The organism is Methylibium sp. T29 (assembly GCF_000576205.1).
Lineage (GTDB): Bacteria > Pseudomonadota > Gammaproteobacteria > Burkholderiales > Burkholderiaceae_C > Methylibium > Methylibium petroleiphilum.
In genome coordinates this window covers 51,896-77,795 of the sequence record NZ_AZND01000003.1, presented here as the reverse complement: position 1 = coordinate 77,795, position 25,900 = coordinate 51,896, and the positions used below count along the sequence as shown (strand labels likewise).

Annotated in this window: 25 protein-coding genes and 7 pseudogenes; 27 read left to right on the top strand and 5 right to left on the bottom strand. The window is 68.3% G+C overall.

Translation table 11 applies throughout. The features are described from left to right. The first annotated feature begins 81 nt into the window (after nucleotides 1-81). On the top strand, nucleotides 82-801 hold the full coding sequence (locus x551_RS01280) for an RNA methyltransferase (RefSeq protein ID WP_036230887.1): 720 nt from the start codon (nucleotides 82-84) through the stop codon (nucleotides 799-801). A 79-nt stretch (nucleotides 802-880) separates the two neighbouring features. Beyond that, nucleotides 881-1,648: pseudogene (gene cysE / locus x551_RS23935) on the top strand (serine O-acetyltransferase). Between the two features lie 18 nt (nucleotides 1,649-1,666). On the opposite strand, the pseudogene mog reads toward cysE, so the two are convergent. Both mog and yjgA read right to left on the bottom strand, forming a co-directional pair. Next, nucleotides 1,667-2,280 (bottom strand): annotated as a pseudogene (gene mog, locus x551_RS01270) (molybdopterin adenylyltransferase). Next, nucleotides 2,273-2,848, bottom strand: coding sequence for a ribosome biogenesis factor YjgA (gene yjgA, locus x551_RS01265; RefSeq protein ID WP_231497563.1), 576 nt, complete (start codon nucleotides 2,846-2,848; stop codon nucleotides 2,273-2,275). Before yjgA ends, mog begins: the two are co-directional and overlap by 8 nt. A 110-nt stretch (nucleotides 2,849-2,958) precedes the next feature. Between yjgA and pmbA the strand changes: the two are divergent. Both pmbA and x551_RS01255 read left to right on the top strand, forming a co-directional pair. Continuing rightward, nucleotides 2,959-4,325: pseudogene (gene pmbA, locus x551_RS01260) on the top strand (metalloprotease PmbA). 98 nt (nucleotides 4,326-4,423) lie between these two features. Beyond that, entirely contained in the window at nucleotides 4,424-5,506 is a 1,083-nt protein-coding gene (locus x551_RS01255; RefSeq protein WP_011830418.1) for a TRAP transporter substrate-binding protein, read from the top strand. A gap of 3 nt (nucleotides 5,507-5,509) precedes the next feature. Here x551_RS01255 and x551_RS01250 read toward each other — a convergent pair. Continuing rightward, nucleotides 5,510-7,014 (bottom strand): annotated as a pseudogene (locus x551_RS01250) (TRAP transporter large permease subunit). Beyond that, entirely contained in the window at nucleotides 7,011-7,550 is a 540-nt protein-coding gene (locus x551_RS01245) for a TRAP transporter small permease subunit (protein WP_011830416.1), read from the bottom strand. The pseudogene x551_RS01250 and the gene x551_RS01245 overlap by 4 nt, the downstream one beginning before the upstream one ends. A 286-nt stretch (nucleotides 7,551-7,836) precedes the next feature. Between x551_RS01245 and x551_RS01240 the strand changes: the two genes are divergently transcribed. From x551_RS01240 to x551_RS01230, 4 genes are all read left to right on the top strand, one after another. Beyond that, nucleotides 7,837-8,094 (top strand): hypothetical protein, encoded by a 258-nt coding sequence (locus x551_RS01240; protein ID WP_011830415.1) that lies wholly within the window; start codon nucleotides 7,837-7,839, stop codon nucleotides 8,092-8,094. An 88-nt stretch (nucleotides 8,095-8,182) separates the two neighbouring features. Continuing rightward, nucleotides 8,183-8,509, top strand: coding sequence for a DUF692 family multinuclear iron-containing protein (locus tag x551_RS28055; protein WP_343252097.1), 327 nt, complete (start codon nucleotides 8,183-8,185; stop codon nucleotides 8,507-8,509). Beyond that, on the top strand, nucleotides 8,482-9,042 hold the full coding sequence (locus x551_RS01235; protein ID WP_343252096.1) for a DUF692 domain-containing protein: 561 nt from the start codon (nucleotides 8,482-8,484) through the stop codon (nucleotides 9,040-9,042). Before x551_RS28055 ends, x551_RS01235 begins: the two co-directional genes overlap by 28 nt. Next, a complete protein-coding gene (locus x551_RS01230; protein ID WP_036230894.1) occupies nucleotides 9,039-9,824 on the top strand; it encodes a DNA-binding domain-containing protein in 786 nt (261 codons plus the stop codon). The genes x551_RS01235 and x551_RS01230 overlap by 4 nt, the downstream gene beginning before the upstream one ends. Before the next feature lie 60 nt (nucleotides 9,825-9,884). Here the strand turns inward: x551_RS01230 and x551_RS01225 are convergent, their stop codons facing one another. Then, on the bottom strand, nucleotides 9,885-11,051 hold the full coding sequence (locus tag x551_RS01225; RefSeq protein WP_036230897.1) for an alpha-hydroxy acid oxidase: 1,167 nt from the start codon (nucleotides 11,049-11,051) through the stop codon (nucleotides 9,885-9,887). Nucleotides 11,052-11,398: 347 nt separating this feature from the next. Here x551_RS01225 and x551_RS01220 point away from each other — a divergent pair, with 347 nt between their 5' ends. The 19 genes and pseudogenes from x551_RS01220 (at nucleotide 11,399) to hypE (ending at nucleotide 25,747) form a co-directional block, all read left to right on the top strand. Next, entirely contained in the window at nucleotides 11,399-12,493 is a 1,095-nt protein-coding gene (locus tag x551_RS01220) for a hydrogenase small subunit (RefSeq protein ID WP_011830410.1), read from the top strand. A 29-nt stretch (nucleotides 12,494-12,522) separates the two neighbouring features. Continuing rightward, the gene (locus x551_RS01215; RefSeq protein WP_036247322.1) at nucleotides 12,523-14,379 is read left to right on the top strand and encodes a nickel-dependent hydrogenase large subunit; all 1,857 of its coding nucleotides are present in this window, start codon (nucleotides 12,523-12,525) and stop codon (nucleotides 14,377-14,379) included. Between the two features lie 42 nt (nucleotides 14,380-14,421). Further along, a pseudogene (locus tag x551_RS26730) lies at nucleotides 14,422-14,625 on the top strand (HupE/UreJ family protein); the annotation flags it as partial. A gap of 83 nt (nucleotides 14,626-14,708) precedes the next feature. Continuing rightward, nucleotides 14,709-15,011: a HupE/UreJ family protein gene (locus x551_RS26725; RefSeq protein WP_253950265.1), complete on the top strand. Its 303-nt coding sequence runs from the start codon at nucleotides 14,709-14,711 to the stop codon at nucleotides 15,009-15,011. A gap of 48 nt (nucleotides 15,012-15,059) precedes the next feature. Continuing rightward, nucleotides 15,060-15,794 (top strand): Ni/Fe-hydrogenase, b-type cytochrome subunit, encoded by a 735-nt coding sequence (gene cybH / locus x551_RS01205; RefSeq protein WP_011830407.1) that lies wholly within the window; start codon nucleotides 15,060-15,062, stop codon nucleotides 15,792-15,794. Between the two features lie 5 nt (nucleotides 15,795-15,799). Beyond that, complete coding sequence (locus x551_RS26720; RefSeq protein WP_011830406.1) at nucleotides 15,800-16,303, top strand: HigA family addiction module antitoxin; 504 nt, start codon at nucleotides 15,800-15,802, stop codon at nucleotides 16,301-16,303. Between the two features lie 23 nt (nucleotides 16,304-16,326). Further along, nucleotides 16,327-17,001: a HyaD/HybD family hydrogenase maturation endopeptidase gene (locus x551_RS01195; RefSeq protein WP_036230906.1), complete on the top strand. Its 675-nt coding sequence runs from the start codon at nucleotides 16,327-16,329 to the stop codon at nucleotides 16,999-17,001. 10 nt (nucleotides 17,002-17,011) lie between these two features. Beyond that, complete coding sequence (locus x551_RS01190) at nucleotides 17,012-17,344, top strand: HypC/HybG/HupF family hydrogenase formation chaperone (RefSeq protein WP_036230909.1); 333 nt, start codon at nucleotides 17,012-17,014, stop codon at nucleotides 17,342-17,344. Further along, nucleotides 17,341-17,853: a hydrogenase gene (locus tag x551_RS01185; protein WP_011830403.1), complete on the top strand. Its 513-nt coding sequence runs from the start codon at nucleotides 17,341-17,343 to the stop codon at nucleotides 17,851-17,853. The genes x551_RS01190 and x551_RS01185 overlap by 4 nt, the downstream gene beginning before the upstream one ends. A 25-nt stretch (nucleotides 17,854-17,878) precedes the next feature. Then, nucleotides 17,879-18,754, top strand: coding sequence for a hydrogenase expression/formation protein (locus x551_RS01180; RefSeq protein ID WP_011830402.1), 876 nt, complete (start codon nucleotides 17,879-17,881; stop codon nucleotides 18,752-18,754). A gap of 73 nt (nucleotides 18,755-18,827) precedes the next feature. Beyond that, nucleotides 18,828-19,064: a rubredoxin gene (locus x551_RS01175; RefSeq protein ID WP_036230946.1), complete on the top strand. Its 237-nt coding sequence runs from the start codon at nucleotides 18,828-18,830 to the stop codon at nucleotides 19,062-19,064. A 2-nt stretch (nucleotides 19,065-19,066) separates the two neighbouring features. Then, the gene (hybE, locus tag x551_RS01170) at nucleotides 19,067-19,600 is read left to right on the top strand and encodes a [NiFe]-hydrogenase assembly chaperone HybE (protein WP_036230912.1); all 534 of its coding nucleotides are present in this window, start codon (nucleotides 19,067-19,069) and stop codon (nucleotides 19,598-19,600) included. Between the two features lie 197 nt (nucleotides 19,601-19,797). Beyond that, on the top strand, nucleotides 19,798-20,763 hold the full coding sequence (locus x551_RS01165; protein ID WP_197028751.1) for a hypothetical protein: 966 nt from the start codon (nucleotides 19,798-19,800) through the stop codon (nucleotides 20,761-20,763). Beyond that, nucleotides 20,756-21,099 (top strand): annotated as a pseudogene (locus x551_RS01160) (hydrogenase maturation nickel metallochaperone HypA). The gene x551_RS01165 and the pseudogene x551_RS01160 overlap by 8 nt, the downstream one beginning before the upstream one ends. Nucleotides 21,100-21,114: 15 nt before the next feature. Then, nucleotides 21,115-22,152, top strand: coding sequence for a hydrogenase nickel incorporation protein HypB (gene hypB / locus x551_RS01155; protein ID WP_036230915.1), 1,038 nt, complete (start codon nucleotides 21,115-21,117; stop codon nucleotides 22,150-22,152). A gap of 11 nt (nucleotides 22,153-22,163) precedes the next feature. After that, nucleotides 22,164-23,321 (top strand): hypothetical protein, encoded by a 1,158-nt coding sequence (locus tag x551_RS01150; protein ID WP_036230950.1) that lies wholly within the window; start codon nucleotides 22,164-22,166, stop codon nucleotides 23,319-23,321. Continuing rightward, nucleotides 23,312-23,557 carry a HypC/HybG/HupF family hydrogenase formation chaperone gene (locus tag x551_RS01145; protein WP_036230917.1) on the top strand — a complete coding sequence of 82 codons (246 nt, stop codon included), beginning with the start codon at nucleotides 23,312-23,314 and terminating at the stop codon, nucleotides 23,555-23,557. The genes x551_RS01150 and x551_RS01145 overlap by 10 nt, the downstream gene beginning before the upstream one ends. Beyond that, nucleotides 23,554-24,695, top strand: a pseudogene (hypD, locus tag x551_RS01140) (hydrogenase formation protein HypD). The gene x551_RS01145 and the pseudogene hypD overlap by 4 nt, the downstream one beginning before the upstream one ends. After that, nucleotides 24,692-25,747, top strand: a complete 1,056-nt coding sequence (gene hypE / locus x551_RS01135) for a hydrogenase expression/formation protein HypE (protein WP_011830394.1) — start codon at nucleotides 24,692-24,694, stop codon at nucleotides 25,745-25,747. Before hypD ends, hypE begins: the two are co-directional and overlap by 4 nt. Nucleotides 25,748-25,900: the final 153 nt, after the last annotated feature.

The window sequence follows — 25,900 nt, the reverse complement described above, 5'->3', positions numbered from 1 at the left end:
CGGCGGGCGGGGAGGGCAGCGCGGCCGGCGCGACGGGCCGCGCGGGCCACGCCGATAATCGAATTTTAGCCGCCCCCGCCGATGTCGACAGCCGATCCGACCCGCTTCGTCCTCGTGGGCACCAGCCATCCCGGCAACGTGGGCGCGGCGGCGCGGGCGATGAAGGTGATGGGCTTCTCCGACCTGGTGCTGGTGGCGCCCCGCCATGCCGACGTGCTGGTGCAGGAGGACACGGTGGCCCTGGCCAGCGGCGCGGCCGACATCCTGGTGCGGGCGCGCGTCGTCGCGACGCTCTCCGAGGCCCTGGAGGGCGTGACCCACGCCTGCGCCACCGCGATGACGCCACGCGATTTCGGCCCCAGGACCCACGCGCCTCGTGCGTTGTTCCCGGAGCTCGCCGCCGGGCGGCAGCGCGTGGGCTTCGTGTTCGGTTCCGAGCGCTATGGGCTGTCGAACGAGGACGTGTACCGCTGCCACAGCTGCCTGAGCATCCCGACGCCGGCCGACTACGGCTCGCTGAACCTGGCGCAGGCGGTGCAGCTGATCGCCTACGACTGGCGCCAGGCGCTCGGCGGCTACCCCGTCACGCCCCGCACGCCCGATCCGGCGCTGGCCGACGCGGCGGCGGTGCAGGGGCTGCTCTATCACTGGCAGCGGGCGCTGGTGCATATCGGCCACCTCGATCCGGCGGCACCGAAGAAGCTGTTGCCGCGGGTGAACCAGCTGCTGAACCGGGCCCAACTGACCGAGGAAGAGGTGCACCTGCTGCGCGGGATCGCCACCTCGATGCTGAAACGCTGAGCCGCCGCGATGCCCCCGCCGGCCTCAGGCAGGCAGGCGGCTGGCTACACTGACTTGGCCCAACCTGAAGAGCGACGACATGTTCAGCCGCCTCCGCGAAGACATTGCCACCATCCTCGAGCGCGACCCGGCCGCACGCACGGGTTTCGAGGTGCTGACCTGTTATCCGGGGCTGCATGCACTCGCGGTGCACCGGCTGGCGCATGGCTGCTGGACACGCGGCTGGCACTGGCTCGGTCGCTTCCTGTCGCACCTGGGCCGCTTCCTCACCGGCATCGAGATCCATCCGGGTGCCACGATCGGCCGGCGAGTCTTCATCGACCACGGCATGGGCGTGGTGATCGGCGAGACGGCGAGATCGGTGACGACTGCACCATCTACCAGGGCGTGACGCTCGGCGGCACCTCGCTCTACAAGGGCGCCAAACGGCACCCGACGTTGGGCAAGGGCGTGATCGTCGGAGCCAACTCGCAGGTGCTCGGCGGTTTCCTGGTCGGCGACGGGGCGCGGGTCGGCTCGGGCGCGGTGGTAGTCAAGCCGGTGCCGGCGGGCGCCACGGCGGTCGGCAACCCGGCGCGCATTCTGCACGACGCGGTTGATGTGCAGCGCGAGGCGGCGGCGGCGAAGATGGGTTTCTCGGCCTACGGCGTGAGCCAGGGAGACGACCCGGTGGCGCAGGCGATGAAAGGCCTGATCGACAACGCCTCGGGCCACGAACACCAGATCGCCATGCTGTGGGCGGCAGTCGAGACGCTGTCGCGGCGCAGCGCCGCCGGCGACTGCGTCCCGAGCGACGCGCAGACCGCGAGACTTCGACGCGGCGGCGCTGAACCAACTGGTGCGCTGACGCGCGGCGGCCGGCCGGTCAGGCAGCCGCCGGGCGCGGCGCGCGCAGCGCCGATTTCGGCCGGAAGGCCTTGCAGACCGTCTCTTCCGTCTCGAGGTAGGGCCGCCGATCAGGTCGACACAGTAGGGCACGGCTGCGAAGATGCCGTGCGCCGGCGGGCTCGCGTCCGGCAGGCCCTGCAGCGTCTCGGCAATCGCCTTGGGCTGCCCGGGCAGGTTGATGATCAGCGTCTGGCCGCGGATCACCGCCACCTGGCGCGACAGGATCGCGGTGGGCACGAAGCGCAGCGAGATTTGCCGCATCTGCTCGCCGAAGCCCGGCATCTCCTTGTGAGCGACGGCCAGCGTGGCCTCGGGCGTCACGTCGCGCGGCGCCGGCCCGGTGCCGCCAGTGGTCAGCACCAGGTCGCAGTGCGCGTCGTCGACCAGCTCGCGCAGCGTGGCGCTGATGCCCTCCTGCTCGTCCGGGATCAGGCGTGTGACCCAGGTGACCGGGTTCTTCAGCGCGCGGCTCAGCCAGTCCTGGAGCGCCGGGATGCCCTGGTCTGCGTAGACGCCGCTGGAGGCGCGGTCGCTGACCGAGACGAGGCCGATCGTGACGGGGTCGAACCCCGCGGCGGGTACGTCAGTCATTGCTTTCCTCCTCTTCGCGGCCAGGCTCGGCGAGCGCGCCGCGCAGCTGCTGGAACAGCTCGCGGTAGGCCCGGCCGTGGCGGGCAGCACCGTCCGGCAGTGCGGGGACGGCTTCCTTGCGCGCGCTGCGGATCAGGCTGCGCAGCTGCTGCAGGTCGCTGCGCGGGTGCGCGGCGGTCCAGCGGGTGAGGGCGTCGTCGCTGGCCAGCAGTTCGGCGCGCCAGCGCTCGGCCTCGTGCAACGCGAGCGCATCCTTGGCGTGGCCGAGCTGGAACGAGGCAACCGCCTCGCGGATCGGCTCGATACCGCCGGCATCCTGCGCCCGGCGCATCAGCTTGCCCAGGTACTGGATCTGGCGGCGGCGGCCTTCGTGGGACTTGGTGCGCTGGGCGGTTCGGACCGCCTCGCGGAGCGACTCGTCGAGGCCGATGGCGTCGATGCGAGCGTCGGGCAGCGTCATCAGTGCTTCGCCCAGGGCCTGCAGCTCGTGCATGGCCTTCTTCAGCGCGGTCTTGCTGGGGCGCTCGGACGCATCGTCGTCGTCCGGTTCGTTCGTTTCGGTGTTCAAGCGGTGGCAGGCATCAGGGAAGGGGGAACGCCGCAGGGCGCTGGCTATCATAGTTGCGTGCCGCCGGCTCTCCCTGCGGCCGCACAGCCCCGCAGTTTCCAGGTCCCGCCATGTCCCGCACCCCCGAAGGTTTTGCCCATAGCCGAGCCCAGTTCGAGCAACTGATCGACGACGCGCTCGCGGTGGCCCGCGGGCTCGGGGCCAGCGATGCGGCGGCCGAGGTCAGCGAGGGCGCCGGCCTGTCGGTGTCGGTGCGCAAGGGCGAGGTCGAGACGGTCGAGCGCAACCGCGACAAGTCGCTCGGCGTCACCGTCTACCTGGGCCAGCGGCGTGGCAACGCCAGCACCTCCGATTTCTCGCGCGCCGCGCTGGAGCAGACGGTGCGCGCCGCCTACGACATCGCCCGCTTCACGGCCGAGGACCCGGCCGCCGGCCTGCCCGACGCGGCTGATCTGGCCACGCCCGAGGAAGCGGCGCGCGATCTCGATCTCTACCACCCTGGGCGATCGACGCCGCCGGCGCCATCGAGCTGGCCTTGCGCTGCGAGGGCGCAGCCTTCGCGACCGACCGGCGCGTCACCAATTCCGACGGCTGCGGCGTCTCGGTCCAGCAGTCGCACTTCATGGCCGGCAACTCGCGCGGTTTCCGCGGCGGCTACGCCAGTTCGAGGCACTCGCTGTCGGTGGCTCCGATCGCCGGCCGGGGCAACGACATGCAGCGCGATGCCTGGTACAGCTCGATGCGGGACGCCGCCGAGCTCGCGTCCCCCGAGGCCGTGGGCCGCTACGCCGCCGAGCGCACGCTGGCGCGGCTGAAGGGCCGCAAGATCGCCACCTGCGAGGTGCCGGTGCTGTTCGAGTCGACGCTGGCCGCGGGTCTGCTCGGTGCCTACGTGCAGGCCACCAGCGGCGGCGCGCTCTACCGCAAGGCCACCTTCCTGGCCGACTGCCTGGGCAAGCCGGTGTTTCCCGACCACGTCGACATCGTCGAGCAACCGCACCTGCTCAAGGGCAAGGCCAGCGCACCGTTCGACGACGAGGGCGTGCGCACACGCGCGCGCAAGGTGGTGGCCGGCGGGCGCGCCGAAGGCTATTTCCTGTCGAGCTACTCGGCGCGCAAGCTCGGCATGCACACGACCGGTCACGCCGGCGGCTCGCAGAACCTCACGCTGACGAGCCGGCTCACGTCGCCCGGCGACGACCTCGACGCGATGCTGCGCAAGCTCGGCCGCGGGCTGTTCGTCACCGAGCTGATGGGGCAGGGCGTCAACTACGTGACCGGCGACTACTCGCGCGGCGCGGCCGGCTACTGGGTCGAGGGCGGGCGCATCGTGCACCCGGTGCACGAGATCACCATCGCCGGCAGCCTGGGCGAGATGCTGCGCCGGATCGTCGCGGTCGGTGCCGATGCCTACACGATGGGCGGCAAGACCATCGGCTCGGTGCTGATCGAGCGCCTGAAGATCGCCGGCAGCTGAGGACGGTGCGTGCCTGGCGGGTAAGCCCCACGCCGGGCCGCGGAGGGCGCTCCTAGAATCTTTTCGATCCTTCCTTCCCTCTCCAGGAGTCGTCCTTGATGCAACGCCGTTCCTTCGTGCAACGGGCCGGTCTGGCCGGTGTGCTGGCCACGGGCGCCGCACCGGCGGTCGTGCACGCCCAGAGCAACCTGCGCTGGCGGCTGGCTTCGAGTTTCCCGAAGTCGCTCGACACGATCTTCGGCACGGCCGAACTGTTCGCGAAGAAGGTCGGCGAGATGAGCGGTGGCCGATTCCAGATCTCGGTGCATGCGGCCGGCGAGCTGGTGCCGGCCTTCGGCGTGGTCGACGCGGTGCAGAACGCCACCGTCGACATTGCCCACACCGCGCCCTACTACTTCTACGGCAAGGACCCGACCTTCTGCCTCGGCTGCGCGGTGCCGTTCGGGTTGAACTCCCGCCAGATGTCTGCGTGGATGTACGACGGTAACGGCCTGAAGCTGATGCGCGAGTTCTACGCCAAGTACAACATCGTCAACTTCCCCGGCGGCAACACCGGTGCGCAGATGGGCGGCTGGTTCCGCAAGGAGATCAAGTCCATCGCCGACATCAAGGGTCTGAAGTTCCGCTGCAACCCGTTTGCCGGCCGCGTGCTCGAGCCCTTCGGCGTGGTGCCGCAGTCGCTGCCGGGCGGCGACATCTACCCCGCGCTCGAGAAGGGCACCATCGACGCGGCGGAATGGGTCGGTCCCTACGACGACCTCAAGCTCGGTTTCAACAAGGTGGCGCCGAACTACTACTACCCGGGCTGGTGGGAGGGCGGGCCGCAGCTCGACTTCTTCATCAACAACAAGGCCTGGGAGGCGCTGACGCCCGACTACAAGTCGATGATCGAGGCCGCCGCGGCGCAGTCGCACATCGAGATGCAGGCGCGCTACGACGCGCGCAATCCACCCGCGTTGAAGCAGCTGGTGGGTTCGGGCACCAAGCTCAAGCCCTTCCCGGCCGACGTGATGACCGCGGCATTCAAGTCGGCCGAGCAGATCTACGCCGACCTGTCGGCCAAGAACCCGTCCTGGAAGAAGGTGTGGGAGGACTACGCGAAGTTCCGCGCCGAGCAGAACGTGTGGTTCCGCTTCACCGAGGCGACCTTCGACCGCTTCATGCAGTCGCAGAAGCTCTGAGCCTCAGGGGGCCGAGGCGGCAGGGTCCGCCGCCGGCGACCGGTCGCGGAACAGTTCGTCGAGGTCGGGTTCCGAGGCCGCCGTGTCCGAAGGATCGACCGGCATCTCGATGCGGACCTTGTCGAGGTCGATCTTCTCTTCCTTGTCGAGGAAGACCGTGACTGTCTCCGGCACGAAGATCACGATCACCACCAGCAGCAGCTGCAGCATCACCCAGGGCAGTGCGCCGAGGTAGATGTCGCGCGACGGCACCGGGCGGGGCAGCGTGCCGCTCTTGAACAGCGAGTCGGCGATGCCGCGCAGGTAGAACAGCGCGAAGCCGAACGGCGGGTGCATGAACGAGGTTTGCATGTTCACGCACAGCAGCACGCCGAACCACACCAGGTCGATGCCGAGCTTGTCGGCCACCGGCGCGAGCAGCGGCAGGATGATGAAGCGATCTCGAAGAAGTCGAGGAAGAACGCCAGGAAGAAGATGAAGACGTTGACCGCGATCAGGAATCCGATCTGGCCTCCGGGCAGGCCGGAGAGCATGTGCTCGACCCACTTGCCCCCGTCGACGCCCTGGAACACCAGCGAGAACACGCGCGAACCGATCAGGATGAACACCACCATCGCGGTGATGCGCATCGTGCCCGCCAGCGCGTCGCGCAGCAGAGGCCAGCTCAGGCGGCGGTGCAGGGCGGCCAGCAGGAAGGCCCCGACCGCGCCCATCGCGCCGGCCTCGGTGGGCGTCGCGATCGCGTGGTCCATGCCGGGCAGGCCGCCCATGCTGCCGAGCACCGCGAAGATCAGGACGGCCGACGGGACGATGCCGCGCAGGCACTTGAGCCACAGCGCCCGGCCGCTCAGTGTGCGCGCTTCCTTCGGCACGCCGGGCACGGCGGCGGGGCGCAGACGGCTCAGCACGAAGGTATAGGCCGCGAACAGCAGCACCTGCAGGATGGCCGGACCCCAGGCGCCCTTGTACATGTCGCCCACCGGGCGGCCGAGCTGGTCGGCCATGACGATCAGCACCAGCGAGGGCGGCACCAGCTGCGTGATCGTGCCCGACGCGGCGAGGACGCCGGTGGAATAGCGCAGGTCGTAGCGGTAGCGCATCATCACCGGCAGCGAGATCATCGCCATCGCGATCACCTGGCCGGCCACTGTGCCGGTGATGGCGCCCAGCACGAAGCCGACGATGATCACCGAATAGCCCAGGCCGCCGCGTACCCGACCGAAGAGCTGACCCATCGAGTCGAGCATGTCCTCGGCGAGGCCGCACTTCTCGAGCACGGCGCCCATCAGCGTGAAGAAGGGGATGGCCAGCAGCAGATCGTTGCTGAGGATGCCGAACACGTTGAGCGGCAGCGCCGACATGAACTCGGGCGGGAACCAACCTGCCTCGATCGCGATGAAGCCGCACAGCAGACCATAGGCCGCGAGCGAGAAGGCCACCGGGAAGCCGATCAGCAGCACGACGATCAACCCCGCGAACATCAGCGGGGCGAACTGCTCCATCGTCATTGCAGGGGGCGCTCGTAGTGCGTGTGCATCTCGTGGCGATGCAGCAGCCAGCCGATGCGCTTGGCGATCTCGGCCAGTCCCTGCAGTGCGAGCAGCGCAAAGCCCAGCGGCAGCATCAGCATCGCCGGCCAGCGGATCAGGCCGCCGGCGTTGCCGGACATCTCCCCACTTGTGTAGGTGCGCCAGAACAGCGGCAGCGACAGCCACAGCATCAGCAGCACGACGGGCATCAGGAAGGCGACGAGACCGAACAGGTCGACAAAGACCTTGCCGCGGCCGGACAGGCGGCCGTAGAACACGTCGACGCGCACATGCTCGTTGAGCCGCAGCACCTGCGACGCGCCCAGCATCACGCAGGCGGCGAACAGGTACCACTGGATCTCGAGCCAGGCGTTCGAGCTGTAGTCGAGGCCGTAGCGCACGAGCGCATTGCCGGCGCTGATCAGGCAACAGGCCAGCACGGCCCACTGAGCGAGCCAGGCGAAGCGGTCGTTGAGGACGTCGATCGGCGAAACGATTCGGGACAGGGCGCTCATCGGCGATCTCTCGGGTGACAGCGGCTCGTCAGGAAATCATGCGTGCGGGGTCGGGCACTGCGAGGCCGAGCGATTCTAGAGGGCCGAGGTGCGGGGTTTGCGCGTTTGCCCGTGCGAGCCGCGCCGCATCCGCCGTCGCCTGCGCTGCGTACAGGACTCCTGCGTGCCTGATTCGATGTCGGTGTAAGTAAACGCCGCCAGGTGCGACCGAAGAAGGCCAGTGCACGGAGTGCGACGACGTTCCCCGGCCTGCCGTTCCGCAACCATCCATCCGAAGGAGATCCACATGACGAATTTCAAGTCTGGTCTGGCGATTGCCGGCGCCGCTGCCGCCCTGTTTGCCATGGGCACGGTCAGCACCACGGTGCAGGCTGCTGACACCGGCTCGGTGCACTGCGCCGGCGTGAACAGCTGCAAGGGCACCTCGGAGTGCAAGACCGCCAGCAGCGCCTGCAAGGGGCAGAACACGTGCAAGGGCCAGGGCTGGGTCAGCAAGAAGTCCGCGAAGGAATGCACCGACGCCGGCGGGACCGTCGCGAAGTAGGCCCGACGGATCGGTCACGAGGTCCGCGCGTCGGCCCTGGCCGATGCGCGGACCTTCGTGCCTCTTGTGCGTCTTTGCACCCTCACCGATGAGCACCATGCTTCATGGCTTCGGCCTGGGACTTCGTCCCGAACACTACGCTGCATTCGCCGAACGGCGGCCCGCGGTGGACTGGCTCGAGGTCATCTCGGAGAACTACATGCTGCCGGGCGGCGCGCCGCTGCAGCACCTGGACCGCCTGCGCCGCGACTACCCGATGGCGATGCACGGTGTGTCGCTGTCGATCGGCAGTGCCGACGACCTGGACCTCGAGTACCTGCGCGCCCTGAAGGCGCTGGCCGATCGCATCGACCGGCGTGGATCTCCGACCATCTCTGCTGGACCGGCGTGGACCACCACAACCTGCACGATCTGATGCCCATGCCCTACACCGAGGCTGCCTTGCGCCACCTGTGCGAGCGGGTGGCGCGCGTGCAGGACCACCTCGGCCGTCGCCTGCTGCTCGAGAACGTGTCGAGCTACGTGGCCTTCGAAGCCGACGAGATGAGCGAGTGGTCGTTCGTCGCCGAGCTCGCGCGGCGCGCCGACTGCGATCTGCTGCTCGACGTGAACAACGTCCACGTCAGCAGCGTGAATCACGGCTTCGACGCGCGGTGCTACATCGATGCCCTGCCGCGCGAGCGCGTGCGGCAGATCCATCTGGCCGGCCACGAGGACCACGGCAGCCACCTGATCGACACGCATGACCACCCGGTGTGCGATGCCGTGTGGAAGCTGTATGACTACACGACGCGGCGGTTCGGCGCGGTGCCGACGATGATCGAGCGGGATGACCGCATCCCGCCGCTGGCCGAGCTGGTGGCCGAACTCGACGTGGCGCGGGAGGTTCAGGCCGGCGCGCTGTCCGCGGCGAGGACCGGCCGCGGTGTGCGTGAGATGACGGCATGAATGCGGGCGTGCTGATCGAGCAGCAGCGGCGGCTGAGCCGTGCCGTCGTCGAGGACGCCGCCGCCGGGGCGACGCCGGCTGACGGGTTGCTGCGGCCACGACCTGGCGGCTCGCTGCTGAACATCTACCGCCACGCCTACCGCGCCCGCCTCGTCGCCGCGCTGCGCGAGAACCACGAGGGACTGCCGCGGGTCATGGGCGACGAGGCCTTCGAGGCCTTGGCGCAGGCCTATCTGTCGGCGTGTCCGTCACGGCATCCGTCGATCCGCTGGTTCGGTGAGTCCCTGGCCGATTTCATGCAGGCTCGGCCGGAATTGGCGCCGCACCCGTCCCTGGCCGATCTGGCGCGCATGGAGTGGGCGCTGCGGATGGCCTTCGATGCCGCCGATGCCCTGCCGATCCGGGCGGAAACGCTGCAGACCCTCGATGCGCGGGCCTGGCCCGGTCTGCGTTTCTCGCTGTTGCCCAGCGCCCGGCTGGTGACGCTGCACTGGGCCGTCGAGCCGCTGTGGCGTGCGCTGCAGGCACAGGCGGCGCAGCCAGCCGATGGCGAACCCGAACTGCCCGAACCGGAACCGCACGAACATTGCCTGCTGGCCTGGCGACCGGGCCTGGAGACGCGCTGGCGTTCGCTCGAAAGCCTGGAGACGGTGCTGTTGCGCGCGGTCCTCGATCGCCAGCCGTTCGCGGCGCTGTGCGCCCGTGCTGCCGCTGAGGTCGGCGAGGCCGATGCCGCCACGGCCGTCGTCGCGGTCCTTCAGGCTGGCTCGCCGAAGGCCTGATCGCGGCCGTGCAGGTCTAGCCGGCACCCATTGCCGTAGCGCGGGTTCGCCGCCGGGCGATCAGGACGGCCCGCCCGCGCCGCGGTAGCTGCCCGGTACCAGGATCTCGCGCCCCACCCGTCTGATATCGGTATGGCCGGTGAAGGCCATGGTGATGTCGAGCTCGTTGCGGATGATCTCGAGGGCGCGTGTCACGCCGGCCTGGCCCATCGCGCCCAGCCCGTACAGGAAGGCCCGCCCGATCATCGTGCCGCGCGCTCCCAGGGCCACCGCCTTGAGCACGTCCTGGCCCGAGCGGATCCCCCCGTCCATCCACACCTCGATCCGGTCGCCCACCGCCTCGGCGATCGCCGGCAGCGCCGCGATCGAGGACGGCGCCCCATCGAGCTGCCTCCCCCCGTGGTTCGACACCACGATCGCGTCGGCCCCGCTGTCGGCCGCCAGCTTCGCGTCGGCCACCTCCATGATCCCCTTCAGGATCAGCCGGCCGCCCCAGCGCTGCTTGATCCACGCCACATCGTCCCAGCTCAGCCTCGGATCGAACTGCTCCTTCGTCCACGTCCCCAGCGAAGACATGTCGCTCACCCCCTTGGCATGCCCCACCAGGTTGCCGAAGCTGTGGCGCCGCGTCCCGGCCATCCCCAGGCACCAGCGCGGCTTCATCGCCAGGTTGATCAGGTTCGCCAGCGTCGGCTTGGGCGGCGCCGTCATGCCGTTCTTCAGGTCCTTGTGGCGCTGCCCCAGCACCTGCAGGTCCAGCGTCAGCACCAGCGCCGAGCAGCGTGCCGCCTTGGCGCGCTCGATCAGCCGCTCCATGAAATCGCGGTCGCGCATCCAGTACAGCTGGAACCAGAACGGCGCCTTCGTGTGCGCGGCGATGTCCTCGATCGAGCAGATGCTCATCGTCGACAGCGTGAACGGCACCCCGAAGGCCTCGGCAGCGCGCGCGCCCAGGATCTCGCCGTCGGCGTGCTGCATGCCGGTCAGGCCGGTGGGGGCGATCACGACCGGCATGGCGCAGTCCTGGCCGGCCAGGGTGGTGCGCAGCGAGCGGCCCTCCATGTTCACGGCCACGCGCTGGCGCAGCAGGATGCGGGCGAAGTCGGCCTCGTTGGCGCGGTAGGTGCCCTCGGTCCAGGAGCCCGAGTCGGCGTAGTCGTAGAACATCCTCGGCACCCGGCGCCGGGCCAGAACCCTCAGGTCTTCGATGCAGGTGATCACGGGCATGGTTCAGATCTTCTTCTCGTTGAGCGACGAAGCGATTCTCTGCCATCCATGCCGCCGGTTTCCCGCAGCCGTGAGCTGAATCGGATGTTGCCATTGCAGATGATGGATTCAACTGCAAGAGCCGCTTCCACTGCTGTCGCGACCTTGGGGCATGCGTCGACTGTCCTCGCAAATAGTCCCAGTCGCGACAAGGACTTACGAGAGGCATTCGGGGTTTTCCCGCGAGCCGCGCGGGGTTGGCCCACGACTTGTGTTGTCTTGCCCACCCGGTGCGCCGGTCTGCTGTTGCCGCGGCGGGCCGGTCGCACGGTTCGATCACATCCAGTAGCAACCGGAGACCTTCCACGATGGAAACCTTTTATGAGGTGATGCGCCGCCAAGGCATTTCGCGCCGCAGCTTCCTGAAGTACTGCTCGCTCACGGCCACCTCGTTGGGGCTGGGTCCGGCCTTCGTGCCGCAGATCGCGCACGCCATGGAGAACAAGCCGCGTACGCCGGTGCTCTGGCTGCACGGTCTGGAATGCACCTGCTGCTCGGAGAGCTTCATCCGCTCAGCGCACCCGCTCGCGAAGGACGTGGTGCTGTCGATGATCTCGCTCGACTACGACGACACGCTGATGGCCGCCGCAGGCCATCAGGCCGAGGCGATCCTCGAAGAGATCATGGCCAAGTACAAGGGCAACTACATCCTGGCGGTGGAGGGCAATCCTCCGCTGAACCAGGATGGCATGAGCTGCATCATCGGCGGCAAGCCCTTCATCGACCAGCTCAAGCACGTGGCCAAGGACGCCAAGGCCATCATCTCCTGGGGTTCGTGTGCCTCGTGGGGCTGTGTGCAGGCCGCCAAGCCCAATCCCACGCAGGCCACGCCGGTTCACAAGGTGATCTTCGACAAGCCCATCATCAAGGTGCCGGGCTGCCCGCCGATCGCCGAGGTGATGACCGGGGTGATCACCTACATGCTCACCTTCGACCGGCTGCCCGAGCTCGATCGCCAGGGTCGACCGAAGATGTTCTACAGCCAGCGCATCCACGACAAGTGCTACCGCCGGCCGCACTTCGATGCCGGTCAGTTCGTCGAGCACTTCGACGACGAATCGGCGCGCCGCGGCTATTGCCTCTACAAGGTCGGCTGCAAGGGCCCGACCACCTACAACGCGTGCTCGACCACGCGCTGGAACGAGGGCACCAGCTTCCCGATCCAGGCCGGCCACGGTTGCATCGGCTGCTCCGAAGACGGCTTCTGGGACAAGGGGTCGTTCTACGACCGCCTCACCAACATCCATCAGTTCGGCATCGAGGCCAACGCCGACCAGGTCGGTGGTGCCGCGGCCGGTGTGGTGGGCGCGGCCGCCGTCGCCCACGCCGCCGTGTCGGCGATCAAGCGTGCGACGCAGAAGACCGATTCGAAGACGAACGAAACCTCCCGCGCCGGGCAGTGAAGCGCTGAGCACGAACAAAGGAACGACACATGGGTGCTTACGAAACTCAGGGCTTCAAGATGGACAACTCGGGCCGCCGCGTGGTGGTGGACCCGGTGACGCGCATCGAAGGCCACATGCGCTGCGAGGTCAACCTCGACAGCAACAACGTCATCCGCAACGCCGTCTCCACCGGCACGATGTGGCGTGGTCTGGAGGTCATTCTCAAGGGGCGCGATCCGCGCGACGCGTGGGCCTTCGTCGAGCGCATCTGCGGTGTCTGCACCGGCTGCCACGCGCTCACTTCGGTGCGTGCGGTGGAAGATGCGCTCGGCATCGTCATTCCGAAGAACGCCTACCTGATCCGCGAGATCATGGCGAAGACCTTGCAGGAGCACGATCACGCCGTCCACTTCTACCACCTGCATGCCCTCGACTGGGTCGATGTCGTGTCGGCGCTGAAGGCCGACCCGAAGAAGACCTCCGATCTCCAGCACCTGGTGTCGCCGAGTCACCCGATGTCGTCGCCGGGCTACTTCCGCGACATCCAGAACCGGCTCAAGAAGTTCGTCGAGAGCGGCCAGCTCGGACCGTTCATGAACGGCTACTGGGGCAACAAGGCCTATGTGCTGCCGCCCGAGGCCAACCTGATGGCCGTCACGCACTATCTCGAGGCGCTGGATCTTCAGAAGGAGTGGGTCAAGGTTCACACGGTCTTTGGCGGCAAGAACCCGCACCCGAACTACCTGGTCGGCGGCGTGCCCTGCGCGATCAACATCGACAAGGACGGCGCGGCCGGCGCGCCGGTGAACATGGAGCGCCTGAACTTCGTCGAGGCGCGCATCAAGGAGATGATCGAGTTCAACAACAACGTCTACATCCCGGACGTGTTGGCGATCGGCACCATCTACAAGCAGGCCGGCTGGCTCTACGGTGGCGGCCTGTCGGCGACCAACGTGCTCGACTACGGCACCTACGAAAAGGTGATGGGCGATCACAGCACCCAGCAACTGCCGGGCGGTGCCATCCTCGACGGCAACTGGGACGTCATCCACCCGGTCGATCCGCGGGACCCCGAGCAGGTGCAGGAGTTCGTGCCGCACAGCTGGTACAAGTACGCCGACGAATCCAAGGGCCTGCATCCGTGGGACGGCGTCACCGAGCCGAACTACGTGCTCGGAGCCAACACCAAGGGCACGCGCACCAATATCCAGGAGCTCGACGAGAGCGCGAAGTACTCCTGGATCAAGTCGCCGCGCTGGCGCGGCCATGCGATGGAAGTCGGCCCTCTGTCTCGCTACATCCTGGGCTATGCCCACGCGAAGCAGGGTCACAAGTACTGCCAACGCGTGAAGGAGCAGATCGACACCTCGGCCATGTTCATCAACAGCGTCTATCCCAAGGCGCTGGGTCTGCCCGAGACGCAGTACAGCGCCAAGCAGTTGCTACCCACCACGATCGGCCGCACGCTCGCGCGGGCGCTCGAGGCGCAGTACTGCGCGGAGATGATGCTCGAGGACTTCAAGGAACTGGTCGCCAATATCAAGGCCGGCGACACCACCACGGCCAATGTCGAGAAGTGGGATCCGGCCACCTGGCCGAAGGAAGCCAAGGGCGTGGGCACGGTCGCGGCACCGCGCGGAACGCTGGGGCACTGGATCCGCATCAAGGACGGGCGGATCGAGAACTATCAGTGCGTCGTGCCGACCACCTGGAACGGCAGCCCTCGCGACAACAAGGGGCAGATCGGGGCCTTCGAGGCCAGCCTGATGAACACGCCGATGGCCAACCCCGAGCAACCGGTGGAAATCCTTCGCACGCTGCACTCCTTCGATCCCTGCCTGGCCTGCTCGACGCACGTGATGAGCCCCGACGGCCAGGAGCTCACCAGTGTCAAGGTGCGCTGACAGCACCGCCCCTACACCACACCCGCATTCCGAGGAGAAACCATGTCGAAGAGCATTTCCCTGCGGTTCGCACTGACCAGCATGCTGCTGGCGGCGGCGACGGCCAGCCAGGCGCACACCGGTCACGGAGCGCATGGCCTGGTCGAAGGTCTGGCCCATCCCTTCCTGGGGCTGGACCATCTTCTGGCGATGGTCGCCGTGGGCCTGTGGTCGGCGATCGCGCTGCCTGTCGGTCGGCGTCTGCTCGGACCGGGGGTGTTCCTTGCGGCGCTGCTGATCGGCGCTCTGCTGTCGTGGGAGGGGTGGCTTTGCCGGCGGTGGAGTCGAGCGTGGCGGCGAGTGTGGTGCTGCTGGGTGCGATGCTGTTCGCGGGGCGGCACGTGCCGACATCGCTCGGCCTCACGCTGGTCGGTGCGGCGGCGCTGTTCCATGGCTATGCGCATGGCAGCGAGCTGGCGGTCGGTGCTTCGGCAGTGGCCTATGCCGCCGGTTTCATGGGGGCGACGACGCTGCTGCACGGCGTGGGCCTCGCCGCCGGCGTCGGTCTTCAGCGGCTGCCCGATCGGGTGGCTCGGCTGGCGGCCACGGTGGTCGGAGGAGCCGGGGTGGTGATGCTCGCCGCCCGTCTTTGATCACGGCCGATCGAGTCGCATCACGCCAGCCCGAAGAGGAGACGATTCATGTCCGCCATACCCGCGAATAGTTCGAACGCCCCTGTCGAGGGCACCGACGCGCACGACCTCGTCCACGCGCAATCCATCAAGTCGGTCTACGTCTACGAAGTACCGGTGCGCATCTGGCACTGGATCAATGCGCTGGCCATCAGCGTGCTGGCCATCACGGGCTACTTCATCGGCTCGCCCTTGCCGACCATGCCGGGCGAGGCCAGCGCCAATTACCTGATGGGCTACATCCGCTTCGCCCATTTCGCCGCCGGCTACCTGCTGGCCGTCGGTTTGCTCGGGCGTCTCTACTGGGCCGTGGTCGGGAACCACCACGCCCGCGAGTTGTTCTGGGTGCCGGTGTTCCAGCGCGCCTATTGGCTCGAGGTATGGGGCATGGTGAAGTGGTATGCCTTCGTGAGCGCGCGGCCCGGCAAGTACGTGGGACACAACCCGTTGGCACGCTTCGCAATGTTCTTCATGTTCTTCCTGACGGCCGTGTTCATGGTCGTGACCGGGTTCGCGCTGTACGGTGAAGGCGCGCAGGCCGGTTCCTGGGCCGACGTGATGTTCGGCTGGGTGATCCCGCTGTTCGGGCAGTCCCAGGACGTGCACACCTGGCACCACCTCGGGATGTGGTGGCTGATCGTGTTCGTCATCGTGCACGTGTACGCCGCCATCCGCGAAGACATCATGGGTCGATCGAGCGTGGTGAGCACGATGATCTCCGGCCACCGCACCTTCAAGGACTGACGGCCATGAGCCTGCAAGATCTGGTTCAGCGCAATGGCTGGGGCGCGACCCGGACGGTCGGAGCGGCGGCGGGCGAGCGACTGGCATGGATCGGTCCAGTGCGGCATGTGCGCGCACCGGGAGGGCCGTCCGGCGCGGGCGACTTTTTCTCGCGGGGAGCCGGGGCCTCGGATCGTTCGTCGCGGTCCCTTGCGGCCACGACGATGCTGCTGCCACCCGGGGTGCCGGGCCGTGCTCCCTGGCATCCGGGGCGCTTTCTCCGGCGCAATTACCTGACCCCGCTCGGTCTCTCGCAGACCGAGGCGGCACGCCTGCTCGGCGTATCGCGCCGGCGTTTGCACGAGATCGTGCATGGCCAGCGCGGTATCACGGCCGATACCGCCATCCGTTGCGCGCTGGTGTTCGGAACCGATGCGGCGTTCTGGCTCGCGTTGCAATCTGCCTGGGACAGTTTCCACACCTGGAAGTTGCTCCGCGTCCAGACCCGCCGCACCCGCGGCACCCACTGATTTTCTTGTTGGAGTCAACCCGCATGAGCGCTCATCCGTCTGCTGGCGACTGTCACGACCTAGGTGGCAACCCTGAGGCGGAGGTGATCTGCGTCCTCGGCATTGGCAACGTCCTGTGGGCCGATGAAGGCTTCGGCGTGCGTTGCATCGAGGCCCTGCAGCGCCGCTACGAGTTCGCGCCTCACGTGCAATTGATCGACGGCGGCACCCAGGGGCTCTACCTCATCCAGCACGTGCAGGCTGCGACGCGCCTGCTGATCTTCGATGCCATCGACTACGGGCTGACGCCAGGCACGCTGAAGCTGGTCGAGAACGACGACGTGCCGCGCTTCATGGGGGCGAAGAAGATGAGCCTTCACCAGACCGGCTTCCAGGAGGTGCTGATGCTGGCGCTGCTGACGGAGCAGTACCCGAAGCAGGTGCTGCTGATCGGTTGCCAGCCTGAAGAGCTGGAGGACTACGGCGGCAGCCTGCGGCCGCGCGTCAAGCAGGCGCTGGAGGACGCGCTCGCGCATGGGGTCGACACGCTGCGCCAATGGGGCGCGAGGCCCGTGCCGCGCACCGCGCCGCTGGGCGAGCACGAGTCGGTGACCTTCTCGGAGCTCGATATCGGCCGCTACGAAGAGCAGCGCCCCCCGGAAGAACTTGCGTGCCGAGTCGGCGACGAACGCTTCTTCCCGCCGGTCGCCCCGAACTGATCGAGCCGCCATGTGCATCGGACTTCCCATGCAGGTGTTGAGCGTCGAGCCCGGTCACGCGCAGTGCTGCGGCCGGGGCGAGGCTCGCCGTGTCCGGACGGCGCTGGTGGGCGACGTCGCACCCGGTGATTGGCTGCTCGTGTTCATCGACAGCGCTCAGGAGCGTCTGACGACCGAGCGCGCGCGAGAGATCGACGCCACGCTCGATCTGCTCGAAGCGGTGATGCACGGCGATGCCGCCGACGGCGTCGCCTCCTTCGCCCTGCCGTCGCGCATGAACCAGGACGAAGTCCTTGCTTTGGCGGGGGCGGCATCCAGCCCCACTTTGGAGAAATCACCATGAGTACCGACACGTCGAGCCACGAAACCCTGGTGAAGCTGCCCGTGCAGCCCCCCAAGACGACGATGGCCGTTCCCGAAACGTCGCCGCTGATCGAGCGGCTCGTCAGCGTCCACGGTGCGACGTGGGTCGACGAGACAAGCATCGGTGACTGGGCCGCGCAGGGAGGTGATCGCGTCGTGTTGTTCGCTGGCGATCCGGTCCGCTTTCCCGAGGGGCTGGATGTGGCTGTCGTGCTGCCGGAGCTGCAACGCAGCTTCCCGGGGCGTTTCCTCGTCGGCGTCGTGCCGCGACAGAGCGAGGAAGCCGTGGCTCGCCGCTACGGTTCGCAGCGCTGGCCAACGCTGCTGTTCCTGCGGGATGGCCAGTACGTGACCACGATCTCCGGCATGCTCGATTGGGACGATTACGTCGAACGCGTCAAGCAGGCGCTGGCCATGCCGACCTCGCGCGCGCCGACCATCGGCATCCCGGTGGTCAGTGCCGGATCCTCCGGTTCGTCGTGCCATTGAAACAACCCTTTCACGGAAGCACCTCATGAAAGACTTTCCGATACCGGTCGTGGGCATAGGCGTTGGTCCGGGCAGCCAGCCCGAGGAGGACGAGAGCCTCCAGTACATGCCGATGCCCCAGGGCATGGAGACCTTCCGCCCGCCGATTCTTCCCGAGCCCGAGGAGATCGCCGCGCGAGAGCAGGCGCACCGCGCTTTGCGCGAGGCCTTGATGGCCCTCGACGACGCGCGCCGCAACGGCGGCAACCGCAGCGTCGACCTGCTGGGACTGCCGGCCGCGGACCTGCAGCTCGTCAACCAGGTGCTCGGCGAGGGCGAGGTGAGTGCGCTGGTCAAGAGCGACGGCGATGCGAGCCATGAGCTGCGCGTGCAGGAGTCCGTCTTTGCCGGCGTGTGGCGCGTGGTCCGCTCGATGGATGGTCAGGTCATGTCGGACGTCATCGAACTCGGCCCCGTGCCGCAGGCGCTGAAGGCGGCCGCACGCGACGATGTCTGGGCCCAGGTGCCGCGCTGGACCGGCGATCTGCCCCCCAATGTGCAGAACGCACCCTCTCTGCTGGCCGAGATCGAGGATCAGTGGCGCATCTGGCGTCCGGGCCAGGCGGCTCACGTCGTCAACCTCACGCTGCTGCCGATGTCGACCGAAGACATCGGCTTCCTCGATCACCATCTCGGCACGGGCCGGGTGCTGATCCTGTCGCGCGGCTATGGCAACTGCCGCATCACCAACACCCGCATGCCCAATTGCTGGCGCGTCGTGTACTACAACTCGCAGGACGTGGTCATCCTCAACACCGTCGAAGTCGTCGAGCTGCCTGAGGTGGCCCAAGCCGCCAAGGAAGACCTCGACGATTCGCACGAGCGTCTGAGGGAAGTGCTGGAGTGGGTGGAGCAGGCATGAGAAGAACGGCGTGCCTCGACCCGGCGGTCCTGCAGGCCGTCGAGTGCACCGCTTTCGTGTGCGGGGTGAGACCGTGAACTCCAGCAGCCCGCCGCGGTTCGAAGGCAGCTACCTCGGCAACAGCGCCCGCCTGCCGGCCGGCGCGCGTCTCGAATGCAAGATCTGCTGGTGGGTCTACGACCCCGCGCTCGGCGATCCCGTCTGGCAGATCGACCCCGGCACGTCCTTCTCGGATCTGCCGCCGCACTGGCGATGCCCGCAGTGCGACGGGGATGCCGAGCAGTTCATGGTGCTCGACGGCACCACCTGATCATGAGCGCTGCGTCGTCTCCTGCTGCCGCTTTGTCGCGGCGCGTCTGCGATCTCGTGGACCTGTTCCGCGGCATCGAGCGCGATCGCATGGCTGGCGTGCCGGTTCTGAACCCGGCGTTGCAGGTGGAAGCGGTGGGTTTCGAACCGGCGTTCGATCCGGCGATCGCCGATCCAGCATCCGGCGGCGACGTGGAGGCGGTCGGTGTTCTCGTCACTCCCTGGTTCATGAACCTCGTCGCGATGCCTCTGGAACGCCGTGATGACGTCGCCTGCGTCGGCGTCTCGCGGACGCGGCCCGTCGGCAGCGAGAACTTCGACTTCATCGGAGGCCACGAGCCCGCCTTCGGCTCCTATGCGGCCTGCTCGCTGTTCTCGCCGATGTTCGAGTTCGTCGACCAGGCGGCGGCCGTGGCCACCGCGCGTGCCGTGCTCACGACCTTGCGCGTGCCGGTTGCTGCCGTTGAGCAGACCCCTTCGCCGGCTCGCCGATCCTTCTTGCTCGGTCGGTCATCGGCCACCGGGGCGGTGCGATGAGTGCGGGGCGGCTCGCGGACCTGGGTGGCGCCCTGCTGGTGCGTCCCGGTCGGCCTCGGCCGCACAACCTGGTCAGCACCCGCCCGGATCTGACCGATCTGCTGACCCGCGGCAAGCCCGCCGCCGCGCTGGCCGACATCCTGGGCAGCCTGTACAGCCTGTGCGGCCATGCGCACCGCCTGTGCGCGCAGCGCGCCGTGGCTGCTGCGCGTGGCCGGGGTGACGCAGACGAACGCAATGCCGCTGGCGCGCTGCAGCTCGGCAGTCTGCGCGAGCACTTGCGTCGCCTGTGCATGGACTGGCCTCGGCAGTTGGCGGTCTCGTCGCATCGCGAGGCGCTCGCCGCCCAGGCGATGAGCCAGCTTCAGCATTGCCCGGCGTTCGTCGCTCCGTTGCTGCCCTCGAACACGACGGCGGGCGAAGCGATCCCGGGCCTGCTCGACTGGCTGCAGCATGCCGTCCTGCGCATGCCCGCGTCGCAATGGCTGGCCAGGTGGGAACGCGATCCGCAGGCCTGGTCGATCGAGTGGGCCGGTCAGAGCGAAGGGTGGCTGGCCGAACTGTTCAGGGGAATGCCCGCGGTCGCCGACCGTGTGCTGCCCGCGGCCGATCTCGAACCTCATGCGGGTGCGGCCTCGCTGCGCGAACTCGCCGACGCTTTGCAAGAAAGCCCCGCCTTCGTTCGCCAGCCGCTCTGGCGCGGCGCCTGCGCAGAAACCGGACCATGGAACCGTCTGAACCGGCCGGCCGGCCCGCGCCTCGACAGCCCCAGGTTGCGCCTCGGTGCACGCCTGGCCGAGGCCGTGCGCCTTGCCTTGCCCGACGGAGCGCGGCGCAGCGGCGCCCAGTGGCTCGTGAGCGGCAGCCTGGCGCTCGGCCCGGGGGAGGCCCTGGCCTGGGCAGAGATGGCGCGCGGCCTGCTGGTCCATCATGTGCGCCTCGACAACCAGGGCGATGCGGCGCGCGTCGACAGCTGCCGCGTGCTTGCCCCCACGGAATGGAACTTTCATCCTGCCGGTGCGCTGGCTGCAGCGCTCGAGCGCCTGTCCGCCGAAGTCGCACCGACGCGCCAGCGCGAAGTCGCCCTCCTCATGGCAGCCTACGATCCGTGCGTGCCCTATGAGATCGAGCCGGCCTGGTTGGAGGAGGCCGCCCATGCATGAAGCCAGTCTGGCCGGCGGCATCCTGAAGCTCGTCGAAGACGCCGCGCAGCGCGAGGCTTTCGCCGCGTAACGGTGTTGCGCATGGAAGCCGGGCGTCTGGCCGGCGTGGAAGTGCGCGCGTTGCAGTTTGCGCTGGAGTCGCTCGCCCCGGGAACCTGCCTCCAGGACACGCGGTTCGAGATCGAGGAGCCGATCGGCCAGGCCTGGTGCCTCCACTGCAGCCAGACGGTCGAGATCGCCCAGCGCGGCGATGCCTGTCCGGTGTGCGGCGGCTACCAGGTGCAGCCCACCGGAGGCACCGAACTGCGGGTGCTCGACATGCTGGTCGACGATTAGACAGAAGGAGCGAGTATGTGTGTCGTTTGTGGTTGTGCCGGGTCCGAGGATCCGAAAGCGGCGAAGCCTGTCGACGAGGCCGTGGTGGCGCAGGCGCAGGATCGTGACGCTGCGCCGAGCCTCTCGGGGACGCACGTTCACGTGGATCCTCGCCACGGCGACCTGCATTACGGTGCCGGCGCCGCACGCGTCTCGGTGCCCGGCATGAGCCAGGCGCGCGCGATCAAGCTCGAGACCGACATCCTCGGCGAGAACAACCGCATCGCGCGGCGCAATCGCCAGCACTTCGAGGCACATGGCGTGACGGCACTGAATCTGGTGTCCAGTCCCGGCTCCGGCAAGACCACTCTGCTGTGCGCCACCATCCAGGCGTTGCGCCGACGCCATCCCGGGCTGTCGGTGTCGGTCATCGAGGGCGACCAGCAGACCAGCTTCGACGCCGAGCGCATCCGTGCGACTGGTGCGCCGGCCATCCAGGTCAACACCGGCAAGGGCTGCCACCTCGATGCGCCGATGGTGGCGGATGCCTTCTCCCGGTTGCACACGCACGACCATCACGCAGACCACCACCACGCGCATCATCACGACGCGCACAGACTGCTGTTCATCGAGAACGTCGGCAACCTCGTCTGCCCCGCGGTGTGGGATCTGGGCGAGGCCGCCAAGGTGGCCATCCTCTCGGTGACCGAAGGCGAGGACAAGCCACTCAAGTACCCTGACATGTTCGCCGCCGCCTCGTTGATGGTGCTGAACAAGATCGACCTGCTGCCGCACTTGCACTTCGACGTCCAGCGCTGCATCCAGGCGGCCCGGCGCGTCAACCCGGCGATCGAGGTGATCCAGCTCTCGGCGACCAGCGGAGCCGGCATGGACGACTGGCTGCACTGGCTGGAGCATGCGATGTCGCCGGTCGACGCTCACCACCATCACCATCATGAGCCGGCGTCCCCGGCTCGCTCCGAAGGTCCGGATACCGAAGCTGCGCTGCGTCGGCGCGTGGCCGAGCTCGAAGCCGCGCTCGCTGCCGCTGCAGGGGCGGCAACGTCAGATTGAACGGCTGCATCGTGCCAAACGACCTGCCCACCGTACTGGCCGCTGGCGCCTGGCTGAAGAATGCCGCGTGCCTGCTCGAGGGCGGCGTGCCGGTCTGGTCGGCGTTGCACGGTGACCTGGGTGAACCGGGTGCCTGCTGCGCGCTCGATGCCTCAATGCAGTCGCTGCTGCGCCGACCCGGCCGGCCGGTGGCTGCGATCGCGCACGACCTGCACCCCGATTTCTACAGCACCCGCCTGGCGGTGTCTCTGGCCGCGGAGCTGGGGGTTCCCGCGATCGGCGTCCAGCACCACCACGCCCACATCGCGGCGGTGATGGCCGAGCATGGCGTCGATGAGGCGGTCGTCGGCCTGGCGCTGGACGGCGTCGGCCTGGGCACCGACGGCACCGCCTGGGGTGGTGAACTGCTGTGGGTCGACACCGCCGAATGGCAGCGCCTCGGCGGCCTCTGGCCGCTGGCACTGCCCGGAGGCGATGTGGCGGCACGCGAGCCCTGGCGGATGGCTGCGTCGGCGCTCCACGCGCTGGGCCGTGGGGGCGAGATCGGTGAGCGCTTCGTTGGCGCCGTGGGTGCGAGTGCCGCGTGCCTCGTGCAGCAGTTGCTCGTCGCCAGCTTCAACTGCCCTCCCACCAGCAGCGCCGGGCGCTGGTTCGACGCGGCCGCCGCTGCGCTGGGGCTGAGCGTTCGCCAGGCGCACGAGGCCGAGGCCGCGATCGCGCTGGAGCAACAGGCACGCGCGTGGATCGCGGCGAACGGCCGGCCGACGCGGACGGACATCGTCGATGCGAGCCGGGTCGATCGCCTCGACCTGCGCCCCTTGCTGGCGCGATTGCTCGATCACGGCGATGCTGCTGGCGGGGTGCCCGCCGAGGCCGCCTGGTTCCATGTGGCGCTGGCCGAGGCATTGGCCGGCTGGGCTGGTGCAGCAGCCCGCGAGCGCGGTGCGCGCACCGTGTGCCTCGGCGGCGGTTGCTTCTGCAATATGGTGCTCACCGAGCATGTCACCGCCGGCCTGCAGCGGCAGGGGCTGAAGGTGCTGAGGCCGCAGGCCCACACCTGCGGCGATGCGGCGCTGGCGCTCGGGCAGGCCTGGGTGGCCGCTCACCTGCTGCATGCCGGCGGCCGGCCCCTTTCCATCGAAGTCAACGAGAGCCTCTCATGTGCCTAGCCATCCCCGCCAAGCTGATCGAACTCAAGCCCGCCGACCAGGCCGTGGTCGACCTCGGCGGCATTCGCAAGGAGATCTCCGTGGCCCTGCTGCCCGGCGTGGCCGTCGGTGACTACGTGATCGTGCACGTCGGACATGCCATCGGGCAGATCGATCCGGCCGAAGCCGAGCGCACGCTCGCGATGTTCGGTGAAGTCGCCCGTTTGCCGGCCGCCTCGGGAGCGGCGCTGTCATGAAGTACATCGACGAGTTTCGCGACGGCGGCGTCGCCCAGAAGATCGCCGAGCGGCTGCGCCAGGAGGTTCGTCCGAACCGCAGCTACAGCTTCATGGAGTTCTGCGGCGGCCACACCCACGCCATCTCGCGTTATGGCGTCAGCGAGCTGCTGCCGGCCAATGTGCGCATGGTGCACGGTCCAGGCTGCCCGGTCTGCGTGCTGCCGATCGGCCGCATCGACCTGGCGATCAAGCTCGCACTCGAGCGTGGAGCCATCGTCTGTACCTACGGCGACACCATGCGCGTGCCGGCGTCCGACGGCCTGTCGCTGGTTCGTGCCAAGCGCGCGGTGGCGACATCCGCATGGTGTACTCGGCGGCCGATGCGCTCCAGATCGCGCGCCAGAACCCGCAGCGCGAGGTGGTGTTCTTCGCGATCGGCTTCGAGACGACCACGCCGCCCACGGCCCTGGCGATCCGCGACGCCCACAAGGAGGGGCTGGCGAATTTCAGCGTTCTGTGCTGCCATGTGCTCACGCCGTCGGCGATCACGCACATCCTCGAGTCGCCCGAAGTACGGCAGTTCGGCACGGTGCCGATCGATGGCTTCGTGGGGCCGGCGCACGTCAGCATCGTGATCGGTTCCGGACCCTACGAGCACTTCGCCCAGGAGTACCGCAAGCCGGTGGTCATCGCCGGCTTCGAGCCGCTCGACGTGATGCAGGCGGTGCTGATGCTCGTGCGTCAGGTGAACGAAGGGCGCGCCGAGGTCGAGAACGAGTTCACCCGTGCGGTCAACCGCGACGGCAATCTCAATGCGCAGGCGCTGGTGTCCGACATCTTCGAGCTGCGGCCGAGTTTCGAGTGGCGTGGCCTCGGTGAAGTGCCGTACAGCGCGCTCAAGATCCGCCCCGGCTTCGCCGCCTTCGATGCCGAGCGGCGCTTCCAGCTCGGCTACCAGCCGGTGGCCGACAACAAGGCCTGCGAATGCGGCGCCATCCTGCGCGGTGTGAAGAAGCCGACCGACTGCAAGATCTTCGGCACGGTGTGCACGCCGGAGAATCCGGTGGGGTCCTGCATGGTGTCCAGCGAGGGCGCCTGCGCGGCGCACTACTCCTACGGGCGGTTCAAGGACATCGCGATCGTGGCGGCAGCATGAGCATTGTCAAGAAGGACTACATCCGGCCGCTCGACATCAAGAACGGCCGCATCGACATGGGGCATGGCGCCGGCGGGCGCGCGGCGATGCAGCTGATCGAGGAGCTCTTCCTCGCGGCCTTCGACAACGACTACCTGCGCCAGGGCGACGATGGCGCGGCGTTTGCCATCCCGCAAGGCGAGCGCATGGTGATGGCGGTGGACGGCCACGTGGTGTCGCCGCTGTTCTTCCCTGGCGGCGACGTGGGCTGCCTCAGCGTACACGGCACGATCAACGACGTGGCGATGTCCGGCGCACGGCCGCTCTATCTGGCCGCCAGCTTCATCCTCGAAGAGGGCTTCCCGCTCGCCGATCTCAAGCGCATCGTCGAGTCGATGGCCGCTGCGGCGCGCGAGGCCGGCGTGCCGGTGATCACCGGCGACACCAAGGTCGTGGAGCAAGGCAAGGGCGATGGCGTCTTCATCAGCACCACCGGCGTCGGCGTGGTGCCAGTCGGTGTCGACGTCTCCGGCAGGAACGCGCGTCCCGGCGACGTGCTGCTGCTGTCCGGCACGATCGGCGAGCACGGCGTCGCGGTGCTGTCGCAGCGCGAGTCGCTCGAGTTCGAGACCACGATCCGCTCCGACACGGCGGCGCTGCACACCCTGGTGGCCGCGATGCTGCAGGCTGCGCCGGGGGGCGTGCGGGTGCTGCGCGACCCCACGCGCGGCGGCCTGGCCACGACGCTCAACGAGATCGCGCGCCAGTCCGGTGTCGGCATGCTGCTGCAGGAGGACGCGATCCCGGTGCTGCCGCAGGTCGATGCGGCCTGCGAACTGCTGGGCCTGGACCCGCTGTACATCGCCAACGAAGGCAAGCTGGTGGCCGCTTGCGCGCCCGAGGCAGTCGAGGCGGTGCTGGCGGCGATGCGCGCTCATCCTCTGGGCGCGCAGGCCGCGCGCATCGGTAGCGTCGTCGAAGACCCCCACCGCTTCGTGCAGATGGACACCCGCTTCGGCGGGCGCCGCGTCGTCGACTGGTTGAGCGGAGAGCAGTTGCCGCGCATTTGCTGACACCTCCGCATAGAGAGGCTGCGATGGACGATCCCGGGGACCGCGTGTACCGCAAGACCGATCGGGGCATGGGAGAAGTGAGGTTGCGGTCGGGGGGCTGTCGGCGCGATCGCGCACGGCGCTGATCCTCGTCAACGGGGTCGATTCGCTCGC